At 60.8% G+C, this 20,984-nt stretch carries 18 protein-coding genes; all 18 read left to right on the top strand.

Going from position 1 to position 20,984, the window contains the following annotated elements:
• Positions 1-70 precede the first annotated feature (70 nt).
• The 18 genes from dnaJ (at position 71) to AAAX77_RS01775 (ending at position 20,845) form a co-directional block, all read left to right on the top strand.
• On the top strand, positions 71-1,219 hold the full coding sequence (dnaJ, locus tag AAAX77_RS01860; RefSeq protein ID WP_349104515.1) for a molecular chaperone DnaJ: 1,149 nt from the start codon (positions 71-73) through the stop codon (positions 1,217-1,219).
• 9 nt (positions 1,220-1,228) lie between these two features.
• A complete protein-coding gene (locus tag AAAX77_RS01855) occupies positions 1,229-2,521 on the top strand; it encodes a MiaB/RimO family radical SAM methylthiotransferase (protein ID WP_349104514.1) in 1,293 nt (430 codons plus the stop codon).
• Positions 2,502-3,488 (top strand): PhoH family protein, encoded by a 987-nt coding sequence (locus AAAX77_RS01850; RefSeq protein WP_349104512.1) that lies wholly within the window; start codon positions 2,502-2,504, stop codon positions 3,486-3,488. The genes AAAX77_RS01855 and AAAX77_RS01850 overlap by 20 nt, the downstream gene beginning before the upstream one ends.
• Entirely contained in the window at positions 3,485-3,994 is a 510-nt protein-coding gene (ybeY, locus tag AAAX77_RS01845; protein ID WP_349104511.1) for an rRNA maturation RNase YbeY, read from the top strand. The genes AAAX77_RS01850 and ybeY overlap by 4 nt, the downstream gene beginning before the upstream one ends.
• 9 nt (positions 3,995-4,003) lie before the next feature.
• Positions 4,004-4,381 carry a diacylglycerol kinase family protein gene (locus AAAX77_RS01840; protein WP_035138512.1) on the top strand — a complete coding sequence of 126 codons (378 nt, stop codon included), beginning with the start codon at positions 4,004-4,006 and terminating at the stop codon, positions 4,379-4,381.
• 12 nt (positions 4,382-4,393) lie between these two features.
• The gene (gene era / locus AAAX77_RS01835; protein ID WP_349104510.1) at positions 4,394-5,461 is read left to right on the top strand and encodes a GTPase Era; all 1,068 of its coding nucleotides are present in this window, start codon (positions 4,394-4,396) and stop codon (positions 5,459-5,461) included.
• Between the two features lie 15 nt (positions 5,462-5,476).
• Positions 5,477-6,226 (top strand): DNA repair protein RecO, encoded by a 750-nt coding sequence (recO, locus tag AAAX77_RS01830; RefSeq protein WP_349104508.1) that lies wholly within the window; start codon positions 5,477-5,479, stop codon positions 6,224-6,226.
• Positions 6,227-6,364: 138 nt separating this feature from the next.
• Positions 6,365-6,643: a 30S ribosomal protein S15 gene (gene rpsO, locus AAAX77_RS01825; RefSeq protein WP_006235963.1), complete on the top strand. Its 279-nt coding sequence runs from the start codon at positions 6,365-6,367 to the stop codon at positions 6,641-6,643.
• A gap of 150 nt (positions 6,644-6,793) precedes the next feature.
• A complete protein-coding gene (locus tag AAAX77_RS01820; protein ID WP_349104507.1) occupies positions 6,794-9,040 on the top strand; it encodes a polyribonucleotide nucleotidyltransferase in 2,247 nt (748 codons plus the stop codon).
• Between the two features lie 639 nt (positions 9,041-9,679).
• Entirely contained in the window at positions 9,680-11,350 is a 1,671-nt protein-coding gene (locus tag AAAX77_RS01815) for a ribonuclease J (RefSeq protein ID WP_006235967.1), read from the top strand.
• Position 11,351: 1 nt separating this feature from the next.
• The gene (locus tag AAAX77_RS01810) at positions 11,352-14,132 is read left to right on the top strand and encodes a DNA translocase FtsK 4TM domain-containing protein (RefSeq protein WP_349104505.1); all 2,781 of its coding nucleotides are present in this window, start codon (positions 11,352-11,354) and stop codon (positions 14,130-14,132) included.
• A complete protein-coding gene (locus AAAX77_RS01805; protein ID WP_349104504.1) occupies positions 14,132-15,643 on the top strand; it encodes a RodZ domain-containing protein in 1,512 nt (503 codons plus the stop codon). Before AAAX77_RS01810 ends, AAAX77_RS01805 begins: the two co-directional genes overlap by 1 nt.
• A 26-nt stretch (positions 15,644-15,669) precedes the next feature.
• Positions 15,670-16,167 carry a YajQ family cyclic di-GMP-binding protein gene (locus tag AAAX77_RS01800; RefSeq protein WP_349104503.1) on the top strand — a complete coding sequence of 166 codons (498 nt, stop codon included), beginning with the start codon at positions 15,670-15,672 and terminating at the stop codon, positions 16,165-16,167.
• Positions 16,168-16,194: 27 nt separating this feature from the next.
• Positions 16,195-17,544: a 30S ribosomal protein S12 methylthiotransferase RimO gene (gene rimO, locus AAAX77_RS01795; protein WP_349104502.1), complete on the top strand. Its 1,350-nt coding sequence runs from the start codon at positions 16,195-16,197 to the stop codon at positions 17,542-17,544.
• 9 nt (positions 17,545-17,553) lie between these two features.
• A complete protein-coding gene (gene pgsA, locus AAAX77_RS01790; protein WP_040359858.1) occupies positions 17,554-18,192 on the top strand; it encodes a CDP-diacylglycerol--glycerol-3-phosphate 3-phosphatidyltransferase in 639 nt (212 codons plus the stop codon).
• Between the two features lie 12 nt (positions 18,193-18,204).
• The gene (locus tag AAAX77_RS01785) at positions 18,205-18,735 is read left to right on the top strand and encodes a CinA family protein (RefSeq protein WP_349104501.1); all 531 of its coding nucleotides are present in this window, start codon (positions 18,205-18,207) and stop codon (positions 18,733-18,735) included.
• A gap of 257 nt (positions 18,736-18,992) precedes the next feature.
• The gene (gene recA, locus AAAX77_RS01780; protein ID WP_022094695.1) at positions 18,993-20,141 is read left to right on the top strand and encodes a recombinase RecA; all 1,149 of its coding nucleotides are present in this window, start codon (positions 18,993-18,995) and stop codon (positions 20,139-20,141) included.
• Between the two features lie 11 nt (positions 20,142-20,152).
• A complete protein-coding gene (locus AAAX77_RS01775; RefSeq protein WP_217750533.1) occupies positions 20,153-20,845 on the top strand; it encodes a regulatory protein RecX in 693 nt (230 codons plus the stop codon).
• The last annotated feature ends 139 nt before the right edge of the window (positions 20,846-20,984 follow it).

Here is a 20,984-nt window from a genome sequence, read left to right as displayed (position 1 = left end):
CTGTTTGCGGTCGGCCCAGCTTGGGTATAGGACGCACTGTGACAATAATGAAAGTCGGAAGGATTCGGTCGTGTCGGATAATAGGGATTACTACGAGGTACTTGGCGTCGACAAGGATGCCGACGCGCGGACGATTAAGCGCGCGTTTCTAAAGAAGGCCCGTACCGTACATCCGGATGTTTCGGACGACCCCGAGGCCGAGGCCAAGTTCAAGGAGCTCAACGAGGCCTATTCCGTTCTTTCCGACGAGCAGAAGCGTGCTAACTACGACCGTTACGGCACCGCCGACGGCCCTGGTGGTTCGGGCTACGTCGATATCAACGATATCTTTGGTGGTATGGGCATGGACGACTTGTTCTCGTCGTTCTTTGGCGGCGGTGCCGGCGGTGGCGCCCGCAGCCGTCGTGAGCGTCGTCGCGGACGTGACATGGCCATCTCGCTTTCGGTGACGCTCGAGGAGGCGGCGCTCGGCTGCAAAAAGACGATCAGCTATGACCGCCTTGCTCCCTGCGAGGATTGCAACGGTACGGGCAAGGCTGACGGTGCGACCGAAAAACAGTGCAGCCGCTGCCACGGCACGGGCTATGTCACCACGGTCCAGCGCTCTTTTTTGGGCCAGGTCCAGTCCTCTTCGCCTTGCCCCGACTGCCACGGCGAGGGCACGGTCATCGATCATCCCTGCGAGACCTGTGACGGCCAGGGCCGCACGCCTTCGCACGAAAAGATCGACATCGATATTTCCGCCGGCGTTTCGACCGGTCGCCAGCTGCGTGTGAGCGGCTTTGGGGAGGCCGGCCTTCGCGGCGATCCTTCGGGCGACCTGATTGTCAACGTGCGCGTTGCCGACCATGAGCGCTTTAAGCGCAACGGTGACGACCTGTACCTGGTGAGCGATATCTCGATTGCGCAGGCTGCGCTCGGCTGCGAGATCGAGGTCGAGGGCATTATGCCCGACGAGGTCGTTAAGGTGACGGTTCCCGCCGGCGCCCAGTACGGCGACACCGTGAGCGTCAATAATTACGGCATGCCGCGCATTGGCGGTGGCGGTTCGCGTGGCCGCCTGATCGTGCAACTGCGCGTGGTCGTTCCCACCAATCTTTCCAATAAGCAACGCGAACTGCTCCGTGCTTTTGCCGATGAGATGGGCGATGACGTCGCTTCTGGTAAGAAGTCGGTGACCGACCGTATCAAGAGTGCCCTCGACGATATCCTCGATTAAGGAGCCCGCGTGCTCGCACCCCATATTTCCGTCGTCAACCTCGGCTGCCGCGTCAACCGGGTTGAGTCTGACCGTATCACTGCCGATCTTATGCGTCTGGGCTTTGCTATTGTGGATCCCCAGGATGCCGATCTGATCGTCATTAACACCTGTGCCGTTACGGGCGAGGCCGAGGCCAAGACCCGTAAGGCCGTCCGTCATGCGCTGGCCCATCCTAACGAGCCCTATGTGCTTGTGACTGGTTGCGTGGTCAATTTACATCCCGAGGAGCTGTTGGAGCTTTCGGATCGCGTGATCGCCGAGCCGTCCAAGATCGATGTCGCCGAACGTGTCTGCGAGGTGTTGGGCGTTGAGTCCGATAGCGTTCCCGCCTGCAGCGATGGCGAGGTGGTCGATGCGCTCGGTCGCTCTCGCCTGGGCGTGAAGATTCAGGACGGCTGCAACCATCGCTGCACCTATTGCATTGTGTGGAAGGCACGCGGCCCCGAGCGCTCCGTGCCCGTTGAGTCCGTGCTCGAGCAAGTTTGCGAGGCCCAGGAGGCCGGCGTGCCCGAGGTGGTGCTGACCGGTGTGAACCTGGGCGCCTACGATGGCAAGAGCGCGACCGACGAGCATGTCGAAATCGATGAGCTGCTCGAGGCCATCATGGAGCGCACGTCTATCCCGCATGTGCGCATTTCCTCGGTCGAGCCCATGGATATCTCTGAGCGCCTGCTTAAGGTTATGGCGCGCTTTCCGCAGCGTATCGCCCCGTTTTTGCACCTGCCCGTGCAGTCCGGCTGCACGGCGACCCTGCATCGCATGGGCCGTCCCTATAGTGCGGAGGCCTTTGAGGACACGGTGCGTATGATTCGCGCCAATCTGCCGCAGGCGTCACTTTCTTGCGACGTTATTGTCGGCTTCCCTGGCGAGACGGACGAGGAGTTCGAGGAGTCGCTGGCGCTGTGCCGCCGTGTGGGTTTCTCGCGTATGCACGTGTTCCGCTACAGCAAGCGTCCCGGTACCCTTGCTGCCGACATGCCCGACCAGGTTCCGCCCGAGGTTATGGCCGAGCGCAGCCGCCGTATGCGGGCCGCTGCACAGGAGCTCGCTATTGCCGACGCTCGCCGTCGCGTGGGCACGGTCGAGCGTGCCGTGCTCGAGTATGGCGACAACCTGACGCTCGGCTCGTTCCATCATGCCCGTCTTGACGATACCTGTGGACTTACAGCCCCGTGCCTGCTCGATGTTGCTATCATCGGAGTCGATGATTCCGGCTTGGTCCATGCACGCAGGGAGGTTCATGGAAGCCTCGAAGATTAGACTTACCGTTCCCGAGGGGATTGATCCCTCGTGCGTTTTGGGCGCCGGCGACGGCGTCCTTCGTGCGCTCGAGAGCTTGGTTCGCGCTCATGTGGTCGCCCGTGGCGATAGCATCTCCGTGAGCGGCGACCCGGACGAGGTCGAACTCGTGGCGCGCTTTTTCGAGCACGCCTTTCGCGAGGCGGCCGCCGGGCGCACGCTTTCTGCCGACGATGTCTCTCGCTGCCTGGCCGTCTTGCGCGACGGTGAGCACGAGGCTACGTCGCTTCGCGATGACGTGCTGCTTTCGTATCGCGGCCGCGTCATTCGCCCCAAGACGCTCCGGCAAAAGCGCTATGTGGATGCCATCCGCACGCATACCATCACGTTTGGCCTGGGTCCTGCCGGCACCGGTAAGACCTATCTGGCCATGGCGCTCGCCGTTGCCGCGCTCAAGCGTCACGAGGTGGGCCGTCTGATCTTGACGCGTCCGGTTGTCGAGGCGGGGGAGAACCTGGGCTTTTTGCCCGGCACCCTCGAGGAAAAGATCGATCCCTACATGCGTCCGCTTTACGACGCCCTTTTTGACATGATGGATCGCGAGCGCACCGATGAGCTTATGGAGCGCGGCGTGATCGAGATCGCCCCGCTTGCCTACATGCGCGGCCGCACGCTGAGTGATGCCTTCGTGGTGCTCGACGAGGCGCAAAATACCACGCCCGAGCAGATGAAGATGTTCCTGACACGCCTTGGGTTCAACTCCAAGTTCGTGATTACCGGCGACCTGAGCCAGCGCGACCTGGTGGGTCGTCGTGGCGGCTTGGCGGATGTCGAGAAGATTTTGGGCCGTGTCGATGATGTCGCATTTTCGCACCTCGAGCGTGCCGACGTGGTGCGCCATGCCTTGGTGGGACGTATCGTCGAGGCATACGATACTTATGATGATGTGCGCGAGAAGCGCGTACGTGACCGAAAGGAGTCCCGTTGAGTGTATTGATCAGCAACGATGCCGAGCTCGATACGCTGCTCGACGCGCAGGAGGTGGAGCACATCTGCGAGGTTGTGCTTGCCGCCGAGGGCGTTGAGCGTGAAGTCGAGATTTCCCTTTCGTATGTCGACGAGGACGAGATGCACGAGCTCAACCACGAGTGGCGCGGTATCGACTGCACCACCGATGTGCTCTCGTTTGAATGCGACTCGGCCTTTGACGAGGATATTCCCGCCGACGAGACGCTCGAGCTCGGCGATATCATCTTGGCCCCGCAGGTTATTGCCCGTCAGGCCCCCGGTTTTGGCAATAGCCCCGCTGACGAGTGTCGTCTGATGCTCGTACACGGCATGCTGCACCTGCTGGGCTATGACCATATCGAGGACGACGAGGCCGAGGTCATGGAGGCCCGCGAGGACGCCATCCTGTGCGATCTGGCGCTCGAGCGCGGCGAGGACCCCAAGCTAGTCCACGTCGGCCCCATCACCAACCACGCCCACGACTAGGAGCCGTCTATGATTCCCGGATCTAACAAGGACCATCCGTCCTTCTTAAAGTCGTTTTCCTACGCCATGGAGGGCTTCGTCACCGCCGTCAAGACCGAGCGCAACATTAAGGTCATGCTCGTGGCGGGCGTGTGCACCGTCATTGCCGGCTGTATCGTGGGCCTCGACATTGCCGAGTGGGCCACGATTATCATCTGTTGTGGCCTGGTGATTCACGGCGAGCTGTGCAACACCGCTATGGAGGCTATCGTCGACCTAGCGACCCAGGAGCTCCATCCGCTGGCCAAGCGTGCGAAGGACATCGCCGCCGCCTCTGTTTACATTCTTTCCATCACCGCCGCGATTGTGGGCGTGCTGGTATTTGCCCACGCGCTCGGCTTTATTTAGAAAGGGATTCCCATGTCCGACAATATGCAGCCTACCGATGAGATCCTGGACGACGAGACTTTGGACGCGGTGGATACCGAGGGGCTCGAGGATGTCGAGGAGTTCGACCTGTTTGAGGGCATGAGCGATGAGGAGCTCGACGCCCTGTGCGACGAGGACGACGGTCCTATGGGCTTTGGCGACGTTGAGCCTGGTTTCCGCAGCGGCTTCGTGGCCCTGGTCGGACGCCCCAACGCAGGCAAATCCACATTGCTTAATGCCTGCTATGGCAAAAAGGTCGCCATCACCTCGCCGGTGGCCCAGACGACCCGTCGCCGCATGCGCGCCGTCGTCAACCGTCCCGGCTACCAGCTGGTCTTTGTCGATACCCCGGGTATTCATAAGCCCAAGGACGGTCTGGGATCCGAGCTCAACAAGAGCGCGCTGTTCGAGTTGAACGATGTCGATGTCGTCGCGTTTTTGATTGATGCCACCAAGCCGATCGGCAGGGGAGACGCTTGGGTTGCCGAGCGCGTCAAGAACGCTCGTTCCAAAAAGGTCCTGGTGCTCACCAAGGCCGATGAGGCCGATCCCGCCCAGGTTATGGAACAGCTCAAGGCCGCCCACGAGCTCATGGAATATGACGACGAGATCGTGACGTCGTCGGTCAAGAACTTCAACGTCGATGCCTTTATCGATACCGTTGCGCACTTTTTGCCCGAGGGTCCGCGTTGGTTCCCCGAGGACATGGGTACCGACGCTTCCGACGAGACCCTTGTGGCCGAGTTTGTGCGCGAGAAGGTTCTGCGCCGCACCCGTGACGAGATCCCGCACTCCGTGGGCGTGATCTGCGATGCGCTCGAGCAGACCAAGAAGGTGCTGCGCGTGCATGCCACCATTTACGTTGAGCGTGAGGGCCAGAAGGGCATCATCATCGGCAAGGGCGGCGAGATGATCAAGCATATCGGTATCGACGCCCGTCGCGATCTTGAGCGCATCTTTGGCACCCAGGTCTTTTTGGAGCTGGACGTGAAGGTCAAGGCCGGCTGGCGCGACGACGAAGCACAGATTCGCCGCTTCGGCTACAACGCCGAAGATTAGGGACACGCGGCGCGAATGGCAGGTTCTCGCACATATCGCACGAAAGTGCTCGTCCTGGACAAGACGAAGCTCAAAGAGACCGACCTAATCCTGACGATGCTTGACGAGCGGGGTCGGCAGGTTCGTGCCGTGGCAAAGGGTGCGCGTAAGCCCGGCGGGCGGTTGGCGGCACGCTGCGAGCTGTTCTGTACCGTCGATATGCTGCTCGCACATGGACGGTCGCTCGACGTGGTTTCTCAGGCCGAGCTTATGGAAGCGCCGCTCGGCGCCGCGCCCGATTACGAGACGACTTGCGCCGCAAGCGCGATTGCCGAGGTCGCGCGCGTGTGCTCGTTCGAGGAAGCCGAGGACCCGTTTACCTTTGCCATCACGCAGCGGGCGCTCACGCTTGTCGGCAGCGGGCTCGACTCGGCGCATATGGACCTGCTCGTGGCGGCCTTTGTCTTTAAACTGCTGTCGCACGTTGGCTATCGACCCGATTTTTCGGCCTGCGTGCTGTGCGGAGACCCCATGTTGTCGTATTTTTCGCCCCAGGCGGGCGGTCTCATGTGCGGGTCGTGCGCTTCGAGCGTTCCGGGTGCCGAGCTGGTGTCGACCGGTGAGGTCGCTTGGCTGCGCGCCCTCATGTCCATGACGTTCGATGAACTCATGGCCGAGCGAATCGATCCGCATACGGCGGCTTTTTTGCTGGGGCTTTCGCATGTTTGGGCCGCCACGCACACCGATCAGCGGCTCCGTGCGATGGAATTCATGTTGGGTCGGTGATGATGCGCAGGTGTGCTCCGCTTGTGGTAACATAACGACCTGTTGGTACCTCGACCTTGGATGCTCGCTCCACCGGCGGCTTCCCAGTCCGAGGCGAATAGAGTCGCCCGCGGGCGACGCGAAACGAAAGGTGAAACAATGACTGTTTCCAAAGAGCGCAAGGCGGAGCTGACCGCCCAGTTCGGTAACTCCCCGGTCGATACCGGTAACCCCAAGGTTCAGGTCGCCATCCTGTCCGAGCGCATCAAGGAGCTGACCGAGCACATGAAGTCCCACCAGAAGGACTTCCACACCCGTCGTGGCCTGCTCATGCTCGTTGGCCGTCGTCGTCGTCTTCTCTCCTACATCAAGAAGAACGACATCGTCGAGTACCGTGAGCTCATCAAGGCTCTGGGCATCCGCGACAACATCCAGTAAGGATTTGTACATGCTAAGAGCGTCCTGCGCAGCGGGGCGCTCTTTTTGTGTAAGGGCGTGAACAATCACGCTCTGAAGCGTGGCGGGGGCAGGGGGCCCGCGTCACATGAGAAGCCCGCAGGCAAGGGGCCTGTGGGGTAAAGGAGAACAATGATACTCGTATCCAAGACCTTTGAGCTGTATGGCAAGACCTACACCTTTGAGTCCGGCGAGCTTGCCAAGCAGGCCACCGGCGCTTGTCTGGTCAAGCAGGGTGACACCACGATGCTCGACACCGTGGTCGTCTCCAAGGAGCGCAAGAATTACGACTTCTTCCCGCTGACCGTCGACTTCAACGAGAAGATGTACGCTGCCGGCCGTATCCCGGGCGGCTACCTCAAGCGCGAGGGCCGTCCCAGCGAGAAGGCCACGCTCACGGCTCGTATGATCGACCGCCCGATTCGCCCGAGCTTCCCGGACGGCTTCCGCAACGAGGTGCACATCGTCGCCACCTCGCTCGTCGCCGACCAGGTTAACCCCTTCGATGTCATCAACGTCATGGGCGCCTCTTTGGCCATGACGCTCGGCGGCGTGCCCTTCGAGGGCCCGCTTGCCTGCGTGCGTATCGGCCGCAACGTGGAGACCGGCGAGTTTATCGTCAACCCCACCTATGAGGAGCGCGAGAACTCCGACCTGGATCTGGAGCTGGGCGGCTCTGCTGACTTCATCTCGATGGTCGAGGCCGGCGCCGAGGAGATCTCCGAGGATGACATGCTCGCCGCTATGAAGTTTGGCCAGGAGGCCCTCGCTGCCTTCTGCCAGGCCCAAGACGAGTTCGTCGCCGAGTGGGAGCAGGTCAACGGCGCTATCGTTAAGAAGGAGTACCCGCTCGACCAGCCCGTCGAGGAGGTCCAGGAGCGCATCTTCGCCCACTACGACGAGATGGCCGCTGCCCTGCGCGACGCCGACAAGCTCTCCCGTATCGGTAAGGTCGAGGCTCTGAAGGAGTCCATCCGCGCCGAGTTCACCGACGAGGAGCAGGCCGCCTGGGAGCGCGAGATCCCCGTGGCGCTCAAGAAGCTCGAGAAGAAGGCCATGCGCACCATGGTCGTCGAGACCGGCGAGCGCGTCGACGGCCGTGCCGCCGACGAGATCCGTCCCATCATGGTGAAGGACAACTACCTGCCGCTCGTTCACGGCTCCGGTCTGTTCCAGCGTGGCCAGACCCAGGTGCTTTCCGTCCTGTCGCTCGGCATGCTCAACGAGGGCCAGCGCTTGGACACCATCGAGCCCACCGAGGGCAAGCGCTACATGCACCACTACAACTTCCCGCCGTTCTGCACCGGCGAGACCGGCCGCATGGGCAGCCCCAAGCGCCGCGAGATCGGTCACGGCAACCTGGCTGAGCGCGCTCTGCTTCCGGTGCTTCCCGACGAGAACGAGTTCCCCTACGCCATCCGCGTGGTCTCCGAGGTTATGGAGTCCAACGGCTCCTCTTCGATGGCTTCGACTTGCGGCTCCACGCTCGCCCTTATGGACGGCGGCGTGCCCATTAAGCGCCCGGTCTCCGGTATCGCCATGGGCCTGATCCAGGAGGAGGGCAAGACCGTGGTTCTGTCCGACATCCAGGGTCTCGAGGACTTCCTGGGCGACATGGACTTTAAGGTCACGGGCACCACCGAGGGCATCACCGCCCTGCAGATGGACAACAAGGCCACCGGCCTCACCTTCGACATCCTGGCCCGCGCTCTGCAGCAGGCCAAGGAGGGTCGCGCCTTCATCCTGCAGAAGATGCTCGATGTTATCCCCGAGCCGCGCCACACCACGCGCAGCACCGCTCCGCGCATCGTTTCCATCCAGGTTCCGACTGACAAGATCCGCGACGTCATCGGTTCCGGCGGTAAGGTCATCCGTGGTATCCAGGATGAGACCGGCGCTTCGGTCGACATCCAGGAGGACGGCACCGTCTTTGTCGGCGGCACCGGCGAGTCCGTCGACCAGGCTGTCGAGCGCATCAAGCTCATCATCAAGGTTCCCGAGCCGGGCGAGGAGTACACCGGTCGCGTGGTCTCCATCCAGCCCTTCGGCGCCTTCGTCAATCTGCTGCCCGGTAAGGACGGCCTGCTGCACATCTCCCGCGTCGCCAAGGGCCGCGTGGAGAAGGTCGAGGACGTCCTCAACGTCGGCGACGAGGTCAAGGTCGTCGTCATCGAGGTCGACGATCGCGGCAAGATCTCGCTCGATCGTCTTGACAAGCCCGAGGCCCCGGCTCGCGCCGAGGATGCCTCCGAGGGCGACGGCGAGCACTTCCAGCGCCGTGAGCGTCCGCGTCGCGAGCGCTCCGAGCGCAGCGACCGTCCGCGCCGTCCCGGCGACAACGGAGGCCGCAAGCCCCGCCGTCACCACGACGCCGAGTAACAGCTAAACATTAGCAGCTCAACAAGGGCGACCCCGTACGGGGTCGCCCTTTTGCTTGCGCCCGGGAGGGCCGCATATGAAGTTTCCTGCTCTACAGTCCTGCGCAAGACGGAAAGCACATTAAGTGTTTTCCTTTGCGTGCGGAACTCGCGATAAACTTCATATGCGGCCCTCCCGGGCGCAAGCAAAAGGGCTGGTTAGTGCCGCTCGCTATTGAGTTAGACAATCTATTCAGTAGTCAGATTACAGATCTGTAGATAGCCGTAGCAGCATCTTCCCAGATAAAACCGACCAAAATAAACCTGTCTCTTTTTGGCCGGTTTCCCGTGGGGCGGGCACTGATGAAGTTTATCGCGAGTTCCGCACGAACAGGAGGCCACTTAATGTGGCCTCCGTCGTGAGCAGGACTGTAGAGCAGGAAACTTCATCAGTGCCCGCCCCACGGGAAACCGGCGGGATAGACCAGTTCAGATGGGGCTTTGATGCATGGGTGGTCTGTTGTTGTGCAAATGGGTATCATACTGTGGTTATTGCATCGACTCTGTGATGCATGTTTGTACGTTCCCGACGGTCGGTTTGCCAGAAGCGCCCCGTCGGTTGTTCCAGACCCGTTTCGAAGAAAGGAAACCACACTAACCTATGGCAGCTAAAAAATCATCTCCCTTGAAGATCATTCCGCTCGGCGGCCTTGACGGCATCGGCAAGAACATGACGGTCTTCGAGTGCGGCGACGACATGGTGCTCGTCGATGCCGGTCTCATGTTCCCGGATGACTCCCAGCCCGGTATCGACCTGGTTCTTCCCGACTACACCTATGTTCTGGAGAACGAGGAGAAGCTCCGCGGTATCGTCGTCACCCACGGCCACGAGGACCACACCGGTTCGCTTCCGTACCTGCTGCAGGACCTCAACAACAAGGTGCCCATCTTTTCGAGCAAGCTGACGCTTGGCTTTATCGAGGGCAAGCTTTCTGAGTTCCGCATCCGCGCGCCCAAGTTCCGTGAGGTCAAGGGCGGCAGCCACGTCAATTTGGGTGGCATCTCGCTCGACTTCTTCTCGATGACGCACTCCATCCCCGGCGCTCTGGGCGTGTTCATCCGCACCAACCAGGGCACCGTTATGCACACCGGCGACTTTAAGCTCGACCAGACGCCCATCGATGGTGTCACGCCCGACTATGCCGCTATCAGCCGCTTTGCCAAGCAGGGCATCGACCTGCTGCTGTCCGACTCCACCAATGCCACGGTTCCCGGCTTTACCAAGTCCGAGGCCGAGGTTGGACCCAACCTGCTGCACGCCATCAAGAATGCCCCGGGTCGCGTGTTCGTCGCGTCGTTCTCGAGCCACATCCATCGTTTGCAGCAGATCTGCGATGCCGCCCGCAAGTGCGGCCGTAAGGTCGTCGTGACCGGTCGCTCCATGCTCACGAACACCCGCGTGGCGCGTGAGCTGGGCTACCTCAACATCGACGATGCCGATATCATCGATGCTTTCGATATCGATAACCTGCCCGACGACAAGATCGTCGTCATGTGCACCGGTTCGCAGGGCGAGCCGCTGTCGGCCCTGTCCCGCATGGCCAACGGAGAGCACAAGACGCTCTCTATCCACGAGGGCGATACCGTTATCCTCTCGGCAACTCCCGTCCCCGGCAACGAGAAAGCCGTCCAGCAGGTCGTCAACAGCCTGGCCAAGCTCGGCTGCGACGTGTGGGATAAGAACCGCGCTCTCGTCCACGTCTCGGGTCACGGTAGCCAGGAGGAGCTCAAGCTCCTGATGGCCATGGCCAAGCCCACGTACTTTATGCCGGTTCATGGTGAGGCCGTGCATCTGCGCGCCCATGCCCAGCTGGCCCGTAAGATGGGCATCAAGGACGATCATATCTTTATCCTCGATAACGGCGACACGCTCGAGATGCGCGGTGGTATCGTCAAGCGCGGTACGCCCGTCGAGTCCGGCGTCGTTTACGTCGACGGCCTGCGTATCGGCGATACCGACCCCATCGTCCTGCGCGATCGCCAGAAGCTCGCCAATGACGGTATGGTCACGGCCGTTGCCATTGTCTCGCTCAAGCACAAGAAGATCGAGGCCATCGAGTTCTCGGGCCGCGGCGTCTCGTTTGCCATCGACGACCAGTTCTCCGAGGATGCCTCCGCGTCCATTATGAAGACGATCGAGAAGGGTAAGTTTAGCTTTACCAGCAGCGGTTCCGATGCCATTCGCAAGGCCGTGCGCGATTCGCTCTCTAATTTTATCTGGAGCCGTACGCGCACCCGTCCGATGATCATCCCGGTCGTCATGGAGGTTTAGTTTGGCGCGCGGATCTGCACAAAACGCCAAAGGCAATAAGGCCAATAACCAACCGGCATCTGCTAAGGGTGCCGCTTCCCATCTGCGTGCCAATAAGGGCCACGAGGCCGACTTCGACGATTTTGAGCCCTTGGTCGAGCCCTCGGCCAACCGCGATATCGCCGGCGTGGTCATCGCCGTTTTGGCGATTGCGTCCTTCATTGCCGTGATTTCGCCGGCGACCGCACCCGTTACGGCTGCGGTTGCCGGTTTCTACCACCTGGGCTTTGGTCTGGGCGCCTACGTGCTGCCGATCGTCATTTTGCTGTTTGCCGCCACGCTCTTTTTAGGCGAGGACTCGCCGCTCAACGTGCGCTCTGTTGCGGGCGGCGCCGTGGTCTTTATCGCCGTCGTCTCCATTCTTTCGCTGATGGTGCCGGGTACGAGTGTCTCGTGTGACCTTATGTTTACGCCGCAAAATTTGTCCGCCTCGGGTGGCTACATCGGTGCGTTTATTGCGAGTGCGCTGCAGAATGCCCTGGGTAAGCCTATCGCGATGGTAGTCCTGTTGGGCCTTGTCGTCGTGGGCTTGGTCATCATCGGCTTTTCGGTGGGTGGCGTGCTGCGCTCTGCTCGCGACCGTGCGGCCGATTTTGCCGAGCGCCGTCGTGCCGATGTCAACGCCAGCCCGTGGGGTGACGACGAAGCCCTGTCGGTGCCCGGCGTTGCCCGTCCGCACCTGAGCATTCTTCGTCAAAAGGGCTCCGATGCTGCCGTGACCACGGTCATGGGCAACGATGTGGACCCGGTTTTGGACGATGACGACGAGGACGAGAATCCGTTTGTCGACGTGTCCGAGTCGGTTGAGGCTGAGCGCGCTAAGACGACGCTGCTGCCGCGCCGCCATGCCAAGAAGGGCAAGGCTGCGCCTAAGCTCAATACAAGCGAGCCCGACCCGTCTTGGTCCGATAGCGAGATTGAGCTCACCGAGGGCGATGACGAGGATGACGAGGCTCCGATTGAGACCGCAAAGACAACTTTGCTGCCGCGCCGCCACGCAAAGCGCGACCAGGTAACCGGTCAGCTTTCGATGGAAGACGACCCCGATAAGATCGACGAGTCCGAGCCGCCGTTTGCCGTGAATCCTGTTTCAGCAGCACCTCAGATCCCCGACTTCTTGAAGCATCCCAAGGTTGCCGATGCGTCTGCCTCGAGTGCTGTCGAATCGGCTGCGGCTAGCGATGAGGGAGCGGACGGCGGCGCCGCAGATAACGAGGGCGAAGAAGAGGACGGCCTCAAGCTTCCGCCGCTCGAGATCCTGCACGCCAACCTGCAGTCGGCGTCCGCCGCGTCTTCGGACAAGGAGCTGGAGCAGACCGCTGAGTCACTGCAATCCACCTTGCTTGAGTTTGGCCGCAGTGCCCGCGTGGTCGGCTGGATCGCCGGCCCCACGGTGACGACCTTTAAGCTGCAACCTGGCGAGGGCGAGCGCGTGAGCAAGATTTCGAGCCTTGAGGACGATATCGCGCTTTCGCTCGCTGCCCAGTCGGTGCGTATCTTTGCCCCGATCCCCGGCACCTCGCTCGTGGGCATCGAGATTCCCAACCGCAAGCGCCAAAACGTCAACCTGGGCGACGTGCTGCCCTATGTGAAGGGCGGTCCGCTCGAGCTCGCAATCGGGCGCGATGCCGAGGGCACGCCGGTCGTCGCCGACCTTGCCAAGATGCCCCACCTGCTGATCGCCGGTACCACTGGTTCCGGTAAGTCGGTCATGATTAACTCCATCATCACGACCTTGCTCATGCGCGCGCTTCCCGAGGACGTTCGCCTGATCATGGTCGACCCCAAGCGCGTCGAGCTTGCGGGCTATAACGGTCTGCCGCATCTCTATGTGCCCGTGGTGACCGAGCCCAAGCAGGCCGCGAGCGCTCTGCAATGGGCCGTGTCCGAGATGGAGCGTCGCCTGAAGGTCTTCGAGCGCCTTAACGTTCGTAAGATTTCGACCTATAACGAAAAGCAGGCCGCCGGCGAGTTTGAGCATTACGACAACCCGCCGCTAAAGATGCCCTACTTGGTCATCATCATTGACGAGCTCTCGGACCTGATGATGGTCGCCGGTAAGGATGTCGAGGCCTCGATCGTGCGTATCGCCCAGCTGGGCCGTGCCGCCGGTATTCATCTTATCGTGGCCACGCAGCGCCCCAGTTCCAATGTTGTGACGGGCCTTATCAAGGCCAACATCACCAACCGCATCGCCTTTAACGTCGCCACGGGCATCGACTCGCGCGTCATCATCGACCAGATGGGTGCCGAAAAGCTCACCGGTTTGGGCGACATGCTGTTCTCCAAGGTCGACTGGGGCAAGCCCCGCCGTATCCAGGGCTGCTTTGTCTCGGACGATGAAATCAACGAGATTGTCGAGTTCGTCAAGTCGCAGAGCGAGCCCGACTACCACGAGGAGATCCTGTCTGCCGTGGCGCCCGCTTCCATGTCCATGGCGGGTGGCGGCGGCATCGTCCGTACCGGAGTCGCCGAGCCGCAAGACGATGATCCGCTCATCTGGGAAGCCGCCCATATTGTGGTGGATTCGCAGCTTGGCTCCACATCTGGCCTGCAACGCCGCCTGAAGGTTGGCTATGCGCGTGCCGGGCGTATTATGGACATGCTGGAAGAAAAGGGTGTCGTCGGCCCGCCCGACGGTTCCAAGCCGCGCGAGGTCCTGTTGGACGAGGAGGGGCTTGCCGCGCTGGAATCTGTCGACGCCGAGATGGTACGTGAAGATCGTGAGTTTGGAGGATTCTGATGGCTGCACGCTTTGGTGACATGCTGCTCGAGCAGCGTCGCCGAATGGGCCTTTCCATTCAGCAGGTCGCCAACACCATCAAAATCAGGCCGCAGATCATCGAGTTTTTCGAGACCGGTAACTTTGCTTCGATGCCGCCGCGCGGCTATGCGCAGGGCATGATTTCGAGCTATGCTCGCTTTTTGGGCCTCAATCCGCGCGAGGTCGTCAATGCCTACTTTGACGACCTGATGGCATACGAACGCGAGACGTCCCAGCAGGGCGGTCGTTTTCAGGACGCCGCTGGCTACGTCAATTCGCGCTCCTCGGTCGATAACGGGCGCTTCCTGATGGTTCAGGGCGGTCGTTCGACCCGCTATGGACAGCGTCCTCAGCAGGCCGGTTATATTACCGAGACGGGTTCGGGCGAGGAGATTCGCTCACAGCGTGACCGGTTCCGCAGTACGCCGATGCCTGAGGACCGTGCGCTTCCCGCTGCCCGCGGCGTGGCGCGTGACCCTCGTGCCGGCTACGGCGACGGCGGCTATTCCGATCGCGGTTACCGTGGTGCCTCTACGGGACGCTCTCGCGGTGGCTATGCGGATGCCGATACCACGCAGGTAACGCCGCGTCTTCGCTCTCAATCACAGCCGTATGGCCAGCGCTCTTCGGCTTCGCGTTCGGGCCAGCGTGGCTATCAAGGCCGCGGTGAGCTTGCGCCCCGCTCGGGTCAGCGCAGCCTTCAGGGCCAGGGCGGCTATCGCGGCCGTTCCGATAGCAATCGCGGCCGTATGCCTCAGGGAGGCGGCCGCAGCAGTTCCGGTCGTGGACGCGGCGGATCCCGTACTCCTCAAAACAACGGGCTCGATCCGCGTATCGTCTACGCCGGCATCGGTGCCGTGGTGTTGCTGCTGATTGTGCTCATCGTGGTGCTTCTGCGCGGCTGCGCATCTTCGGCGCCCGAGACCACGCCCGAGACGCCCGCTGCTACCAAGACGACGACCAAGAAGTCTTCTAAGAAGTCCGAAACGGTCGACGAGGACGAAGACACCGATGAGGCGACGGATGAGTCGACTGATTCGGACGCTACTAAGACGACGGCCAAGAAGGAAGAGAACGAGGTCACGAAGGTCAAAGTCTCCGCTGCCAAGGGAAAGACCGCGTGGATTGAGGTCAAGGTTGACGGCAAGTCGGTCTATGGCGCCCAGGCGACTGGCCCCTTTGAGCAGGAGTACACGCCCGAGTCCTCAATCGAGATCACCACGTCCAAGCCTTCCGATGTCACCGTTACCAAGAACGGTGAAAAGGTTCGTTACGATACTAAGACCTCGGGCGTGGCGCGTGTGACGATCACCGTTCCCAAGAAGGAGACGTCTGATTCCGAGAATGGTGAAAGTTCTGATGGTACCGACACCACCGATGGTACCGATACCACCGACGGTACCGATGCCCAGTCCACGGATGGCGCCGATACCGCAACTGACGGTCAGACACCCACCGATTCTACCGACAATTCGTACGATAGCTACTAGGCCGCTCGTACGCGAAAGGAAACATCATGGCTAAAGATTCCAGCTTCGACGTCGTGTCCGAGGTCAACATGCAAGAGGTCGACAACGCCTTCCAGCAGACCACGCGCGAGATTTCCCAGCGCTATGACCTTAAGGATTCCGGCGCCACGATCGAGCTTTCGAAGGGCGACAGGCTCTTTACGATTAACGCCCCGGCCGATTTTGTCTCCAAGCAGATTATCGACGTGCTGAGCTCCAAGCTCATCAAGCGCGGCATCGACCTCAAGGCTGTCTCGTGGGATGCTCCGCAGGCGGCATCGGGCGGCACCGTGCGCGTGCTCGGCCATATCGTCGAGGGTATCGACCAGGCGACCGCCAAGAAGATCAACAAGGACATCAAGGACCAAAAGCTCAAGGTCAAGGTGACCATCGAGGCCGACAAGCTGCGTGTTTCCTCTGCTTCGAAGGACGCGTTGCAGACCGTGATCCAGTTCCTGCGCGATCAGGACTACGGCCAGCCGCTGCAGTTCACCAACTACCGCTAATATCAATCGAAAGGACCGCTCTCCAACATGGATACACCGTTGGGCTCCGTGCTCTACATCACCCTCGGGTGCGCTAAGAACGAGGTTGACACCGACCGCATGCGTTCTCTTTTGACCGCCGCGGGCTACGAGGAGGCATTCGACCCGCAGGATGCCGATATCGTCATCGTCAATACATGCTCGTTCCTCGCCTCCGCAACGTCCGAGAGCATCGAGACCACGCTCGAGCTCGCCAACGAGGTTCAGGACGGTGTTCGTTCTTGCCCCATCGTTATGTGCGGCTGCGTGCCGTCGCGCTATGGCGATGACCTGCCTGACGAGCTGCCCGAGGTCGCTGCCTTTGTGAAGGCCGACGAGGAAGACGGCATCGTGGCGGTCATCGATGGCGTGCTGGGTGTCGAGCGTGAGATTGCAGCCTATATCCCGCAGGTCAAACGTACCGTCGAGGGTGCTGTCGCCTACGTCAAGATTTCCGATGGCTGCAACCGCTTCTGCAGCTTCTGCATGATTCCCTATATCCGCGGTCGCTATCATTCGCGCAATGCCGAGAGCATCATCTCCGAGGTGCGCGACCTGGTTGCCGGCGGTGTGCGCGAGATCGTGCTGATCGGCCAGGACACGGGCATCTGGGGTACCGACTTTGCCGACGAGGACGTCGCCGATGGGTCGCCGCGCAATCTGGCGCAGCTGCTGCGTGCCGTCGCCGAGGCCGTGCGCCCGCACAACGTCTGGGTCCGCGTGCTCTATCTGCAGCCCGAGGGCATGACTGACGAACTCATCGAGACGATTCGCGATACGCCCGAGGTGCTGCCCTATATCGATATCCCCGTGCAGCACTGCGACGCGCGCATTCTCAAGGCCATGCGTCGCTCCGGTTCGCGCCAGGAGCTTGAGGATCTGTTCCGCGACCTTCGCGAGCGTATCCCCGGCATCGTGATTCGTTCCACGGCCATGGTCGGCTTCCCGACCGAGACCGACGACGAGTTCCGCGACCTTATCGACTTTATGGACACCGTCGGCTTTGACTACACGAGTGTCTTTGCCTACTCGCAGGAGGAGGGCAGCCTGGCCGCTAAGATGGAGGGTCAGGTCGACGAAGAGATCAAGCTCGAGCGCGCCCAGGAGGCCATGGACCTGGCCGAGTCGCTCGGTTTTGCCGCCACCGCCGCACATGTGGGCGAGCGCGCCCAGGTAATCGTCGACGGTATCGAAGAGACCGAGGATGGCGCCGAGCTGATCGGCCATGCCTGGTTCCAGGCGCCCGATTCCGATGGCGCGGTGCATCTGGACGCCAGCGAGGCGTCCGTGGGCGATATTCTGACCGTCGAGTTTACCGATAGCTTCTGCTATGAGCTTATCGGTCATGTTGTGGAGTAGGAGTGCGTCGTGGCTAACGAGAGCAATAAGGAACTGACGAGTGTCTGGACGCCCGCCAACATCGTGACGTGCGTTCGCATCGTCTTTATCCCGGTGTTCATGATTGTGTCGGCGCTTTCTCACACGAGTGTTGCCGGTACGGATTGGAGCACCTTCGACGGCCCGCTCGCCGCTGCTGCCTTCATTCTGTATGTGATCCTGTCGTGCACCGATAAGGTCGACGGTTATCTGGCGCGTTCGCGCAACGAGATCACCGACTTCGGTAAGTTCTTGGACCCCATCGCCGATAAGCTGCTCGTGTTCTCGGCCCTGCTGCTGTTCTTGGATTTTGGCGCGGTGACCGTGTGGTCCGTGTTCATTATCCTGTTCCGTGAGCTTCTGGTGAGCGCCCTTCGCATGGTCGCGAGTGCGGCCGGTGTGGTCGTTGCGGCCGATAAGCTCGGCAAGTACAAGACGGCAACCACGATGGTCTCCATTTGCGGTTACCTGTGCGTTTTTGCTATGGCCGGCTTGCACCTTGGCCCGGTGGCGCTGACGCTCGGCATCTACTCGGTGTCGCGCTTCCTGTACGCCGTTGCCGTTGTCCTGACCGTTATCTCGGGCGCCCAGTACTTCTGGAACTGCCGCAAGATCGTCTTTTCGGTCTAGGTCCTGGTGGGTATGACGGACTCTTTTGAGCAGATTTCCGCACATAACGAGGAACTGGCGCGTGATATTGTCGAGCGCGCGAGCGCTCGGGGCGTGACGGTTTCGACGGCTGAGTCGCTGACGGCGGGTATGATCGCCTCGACGATTGCCGATATCCCGGGCGCCTCGGCGGTGCTTCGTGGCGGTGCGGTGACCTATTGCGATGAGATTAAGCATCGTGTTCTTGGTGTTGAGCAGGAGACGCTCGACCGCTTTACCGCGGTGTCGCATCAGACCGCGCGCGAGATGGCGGTGGGTTCGCTGGAGCTGTACCAGAGCGATATTGCAGTGAGCGCAACGGGTTATGCCGGCCCCGGCGGTGGCACTGAGGACGATCCGGCGGGCACTTTCTATATTGGCTGGGCGCATCGTTCCGCCGATGGGGGCGTGCCGGTCGTGGACTCTGTGCGCTGCCACTATGAGGGTGACCGTTCGTGTGTTCGTGCCCATGCGGTCACGGAGGCATTGGGTCGCATTGCCCTTGTGCTCAACTCTATGGAATAGACGTGTTTTAAGGGGCCTCCGAGCCCCTTAATTGTGGAGATAGGGACCTTAGGCTCATTTGGCGTTTGTGCTGGTTGTAGATGTATTTTTGCCTGCCTTGTTCATATTTGGTCCTTTGTGGTCAAGCATTTGGTCAGTGTTTGGTCGGCGTTTGGTTGGGTTTTGGAAAGACCGCCTGCATATGATTGGCCTGAACGGTTGACCACGAACAGCCGTTCGTTTATTATCGATGCAGGTTGTTAAGAGGAGGGCTATTCATGGCCAAGAATTCAGGTCCCGTACGTACCGTTCATGCTCGCACGACGGGTAAAGAGCGCGATGAGATGATCGCCACCACCAAGGCCGAGATCGAGAAGAAATTCGGCCAGGGTTCCATCATGAGGTACGGCGACGGTGGTCCCGAGCTCGAGGTCGAGGCCATTCCCACGGGCGCCCTGGCCCTCGATGCCGCGCTGGGTATCGGCGGCGTGCCGCGCGGCCGTATCGTCGAGATTTACGGTCCTGAGTCCTCCGGTAAGACGACGCTTTCGCTCGAGATCCTGGCCGAGGCCCAGGCAATGGGTGGCGTTGTGGCATTTATCGATGCCGAGCACGCGCTTGATCCCACGTATGCCGCGCGCATCGGCGTGGATATCGACGAGGTGCTCATTTCCCAGCCCGATACGGGCGAGCAGGCGCTCGAGATTGTTGACATGCTCGTGCGTTCCGGCGCCATCGATGCCATCGTTGTTGACTCCGTCGCCGCGCTGACCCCGCGTGCCGAGATCGAGGGAGAAATCGGCGACACTACGGTCGGTCTTCAGGCTCGCCTGATGAGCCAGGCGCTCCGCAAGCTCGCCGGCTCGCTGTCCAAGTCCAACACGACGTGCATCTTCATTAACCAGCTGCGTGAGAAGATCGGCGTCATGTTCGGCAACCCCGAGACCACGACGGGCGGCCGCGCCCTTAAGTTCTTCTCTTCGGTGCGTATCGACATTCGCCGCATCGACAGCATTAAGCTTAAGGACGAGGTTATCGGTAACCGCGTGCGCGCCAAGGTCGTTAAGAACAAGGTGGCAGCTCCGTTCCGTTCTGCTGAGTTCGACATCATGTACGGTACGGGCATCTCTAAGGAGGGCTCGATTCTGGACATGGCTGTCGAGTGCGGCATTTGCAAGAAGATGGGCTCCTGGTTTGCCTATGGCGAGGATAAGCTCGGCAACGGTCGCGAGGCCGCCAAGGCGTTCCTGCGCGAACACCCCGATTGTGCCGACGAGATTGAGCATAAGGTCCGCCTTGCCTGTGGACTTGAGTTTGATGACGATGCTCCGTCCGAGGTCGAGCTGACCGATCAGCCTGCGCCTGAGGAGTTTGACGAGCTTTACGCCATCGATGGTTCCGCCATGCTCGATGATGACGACGAGTAGCGGTTACGCTCATGTCGTATACGGTGACCGAGGCCACGGTCGTCTTTCCCGATAAGAAGGCGGCCTCCTCGTTCTCGAGCGGGTATGCGTCCAAAAAGCCTTGCGCACATATCGATTGTGAGCTTGAGGGCGGTTTTGAGCGGTCCATTTGGATTCCCGTGCGGGTCGCGCGGCTGTATGTCAAAAACCGCCCCGATCTTCCCTGTGATTGGGACAACTTTCGTGAGGCGGTGCAGCTCATCGAGCGTAAATGTGCACTTACCATGGTGACCGAGATGCTATCGCGCCGCGACCATGCGACGGGTGAGGTCCGTGACAAGCTGGCTCGCTACGGCTTTCACCAGCCTGCGATCGATTTCGCCGTCGAGCGCGCCACCGAGTATCACTTTTTAGACGAGAACCGCTTTTGCTCGTACTTTATCGAGGAGCGCAAGCGGCGCGGTTGGGGACAGCGCAAAATCGAGACCGAGCTCAAGCGCCGTCATGTCGTGCTCGATGACATTCCCGGTTATCCCGAGGATTATTTTGCCGTCGAAGACGATTTGGCGCGTGCGTCAGCCCTGCTCGCCAAGCGGCGTGTTCCAGAGACGCGCGGATTCGAAAAACTGGTTCGTTTTTTGATGGGCAAGGGCTTTTCGTATCACATCGCCGCCGATGCTGTTAAGGCGCGTCTCGATGCCGAACGCGAGGAATGTGCAGTTTAGGCGTATGCGCTTTGTGGCCCTGCCGTTCACCGCGTTTTAGCCGCCGTGCTGGGGCCATTTATTTGACAGTTGTTGTGGTTCAACGTACGATAAACACTGTCATTTGCTTTGTGATATGTGCTCATCTGTGATGAGTTTG

It is taken from the genome of Collinsella sp. CLA-ER-H6 (assembly GCF_040092305.1).
In the GTDB taxonomy this organism is placed as follows: domain Bacteria; phylum Actinomycetota; class Coriobacteriia; order Coriobacteriales; family Coriobacteriaceae; genus Collinsella.
The sequence above is the reverse complement of the archived record's forward strand: the minus strand, read 5'-3'. Positions and strand labels throughout refer to the sequence as shown.

Bases quoted from the DNA above. Each gene is read 5' to 3' on its own strand.
- AAAX77_RS01850 (WP_349104512.1), top strand. From the start codon at position 2,502: ATGGAAGCCTCGAAGATTAGACTTACCGTTCCCGAGGGGATTGATCCC.
- AAAX77_RS01840 (WP_035138512.1), top strand. From the start codon at position 4,004: ATGATTCCCGGATCTAACAAGGACCATCCGTCCTTCTTAAAGTCGTTT.
- era (WP_349104510.1), top strand. From the start codon at position 4,394: ATGTCCGACAATATGCAGCCTACCGATGAGATCCTGGACGACGAGACT.
- recO (WP_349104508.1), top strand. From the start codon at position 5,477: ATGGCAGGTTCTCGCACATATCGCACGAAAGTGCTCGTCCTGGACAAG.
- rpsO (WP_006235963.1), top strand. From the start codon at position 6,365: ATGACTGTTTCCAAAGAGCGCAAGGCGGAGCTGACCGCCCAGTTCGGT.
- AAAX77_RS01820 (WP_349104507.1), top strand. From the start codon at position 6,794: ATGATACTCGTATCCAAGACCTTTGAGCTGTATGGCAAGACCTACACC.
- AAAX77_RS01815 (WP_006235967.1), top strand. From the start codon at position 9,680: ATGGCAGCTAAAAAATCATCTCCCTTGAAGATCATTCCGCTCGGCGGC.
- AAAX77_RS01805 (WP_349104504.1), top strand. From the start codon at position 14,132: ATGGCTGCACGCTTTGGTGACATGCTGCTCGAGCAGCGTCGCCGAATG.
- AAAX77_RS01800 (WP_349104503.1), top strand. From the start codon at position 15,670: ATGGCTAAAGATTCCAGCTTCGACGTCGTGTCCGAGGTCAACATGCAA.
- rimO (WP_349104502.1), top strand. From the start codon at position 16,195: ATGGATACACCGTTGGGCTCCGTGCTCTACATCACCCTCGGGTGCGCT.
- AAAX77_RS01785 (WP_349104501.1), top strand. From the start codon at position 18,205: ATGACGGACTCTTTTGAGCAGATTTCCGCACATAACGAGGAACTGGCG.
- recA (WP_022094695.1), top strand. From the start codon at position 18,993: ATGGCCAAGAATTCAGGTCCCGTACGTACCGTTCATGCTCGCACGACG.
- AAAX77_RS01775 (WP_217750533.1), top strand. From the start codon at position 20,153: ATGTCGTATACGGTGACCGAGGCCACGGTCGTCTTTCCCGATAAGAAG.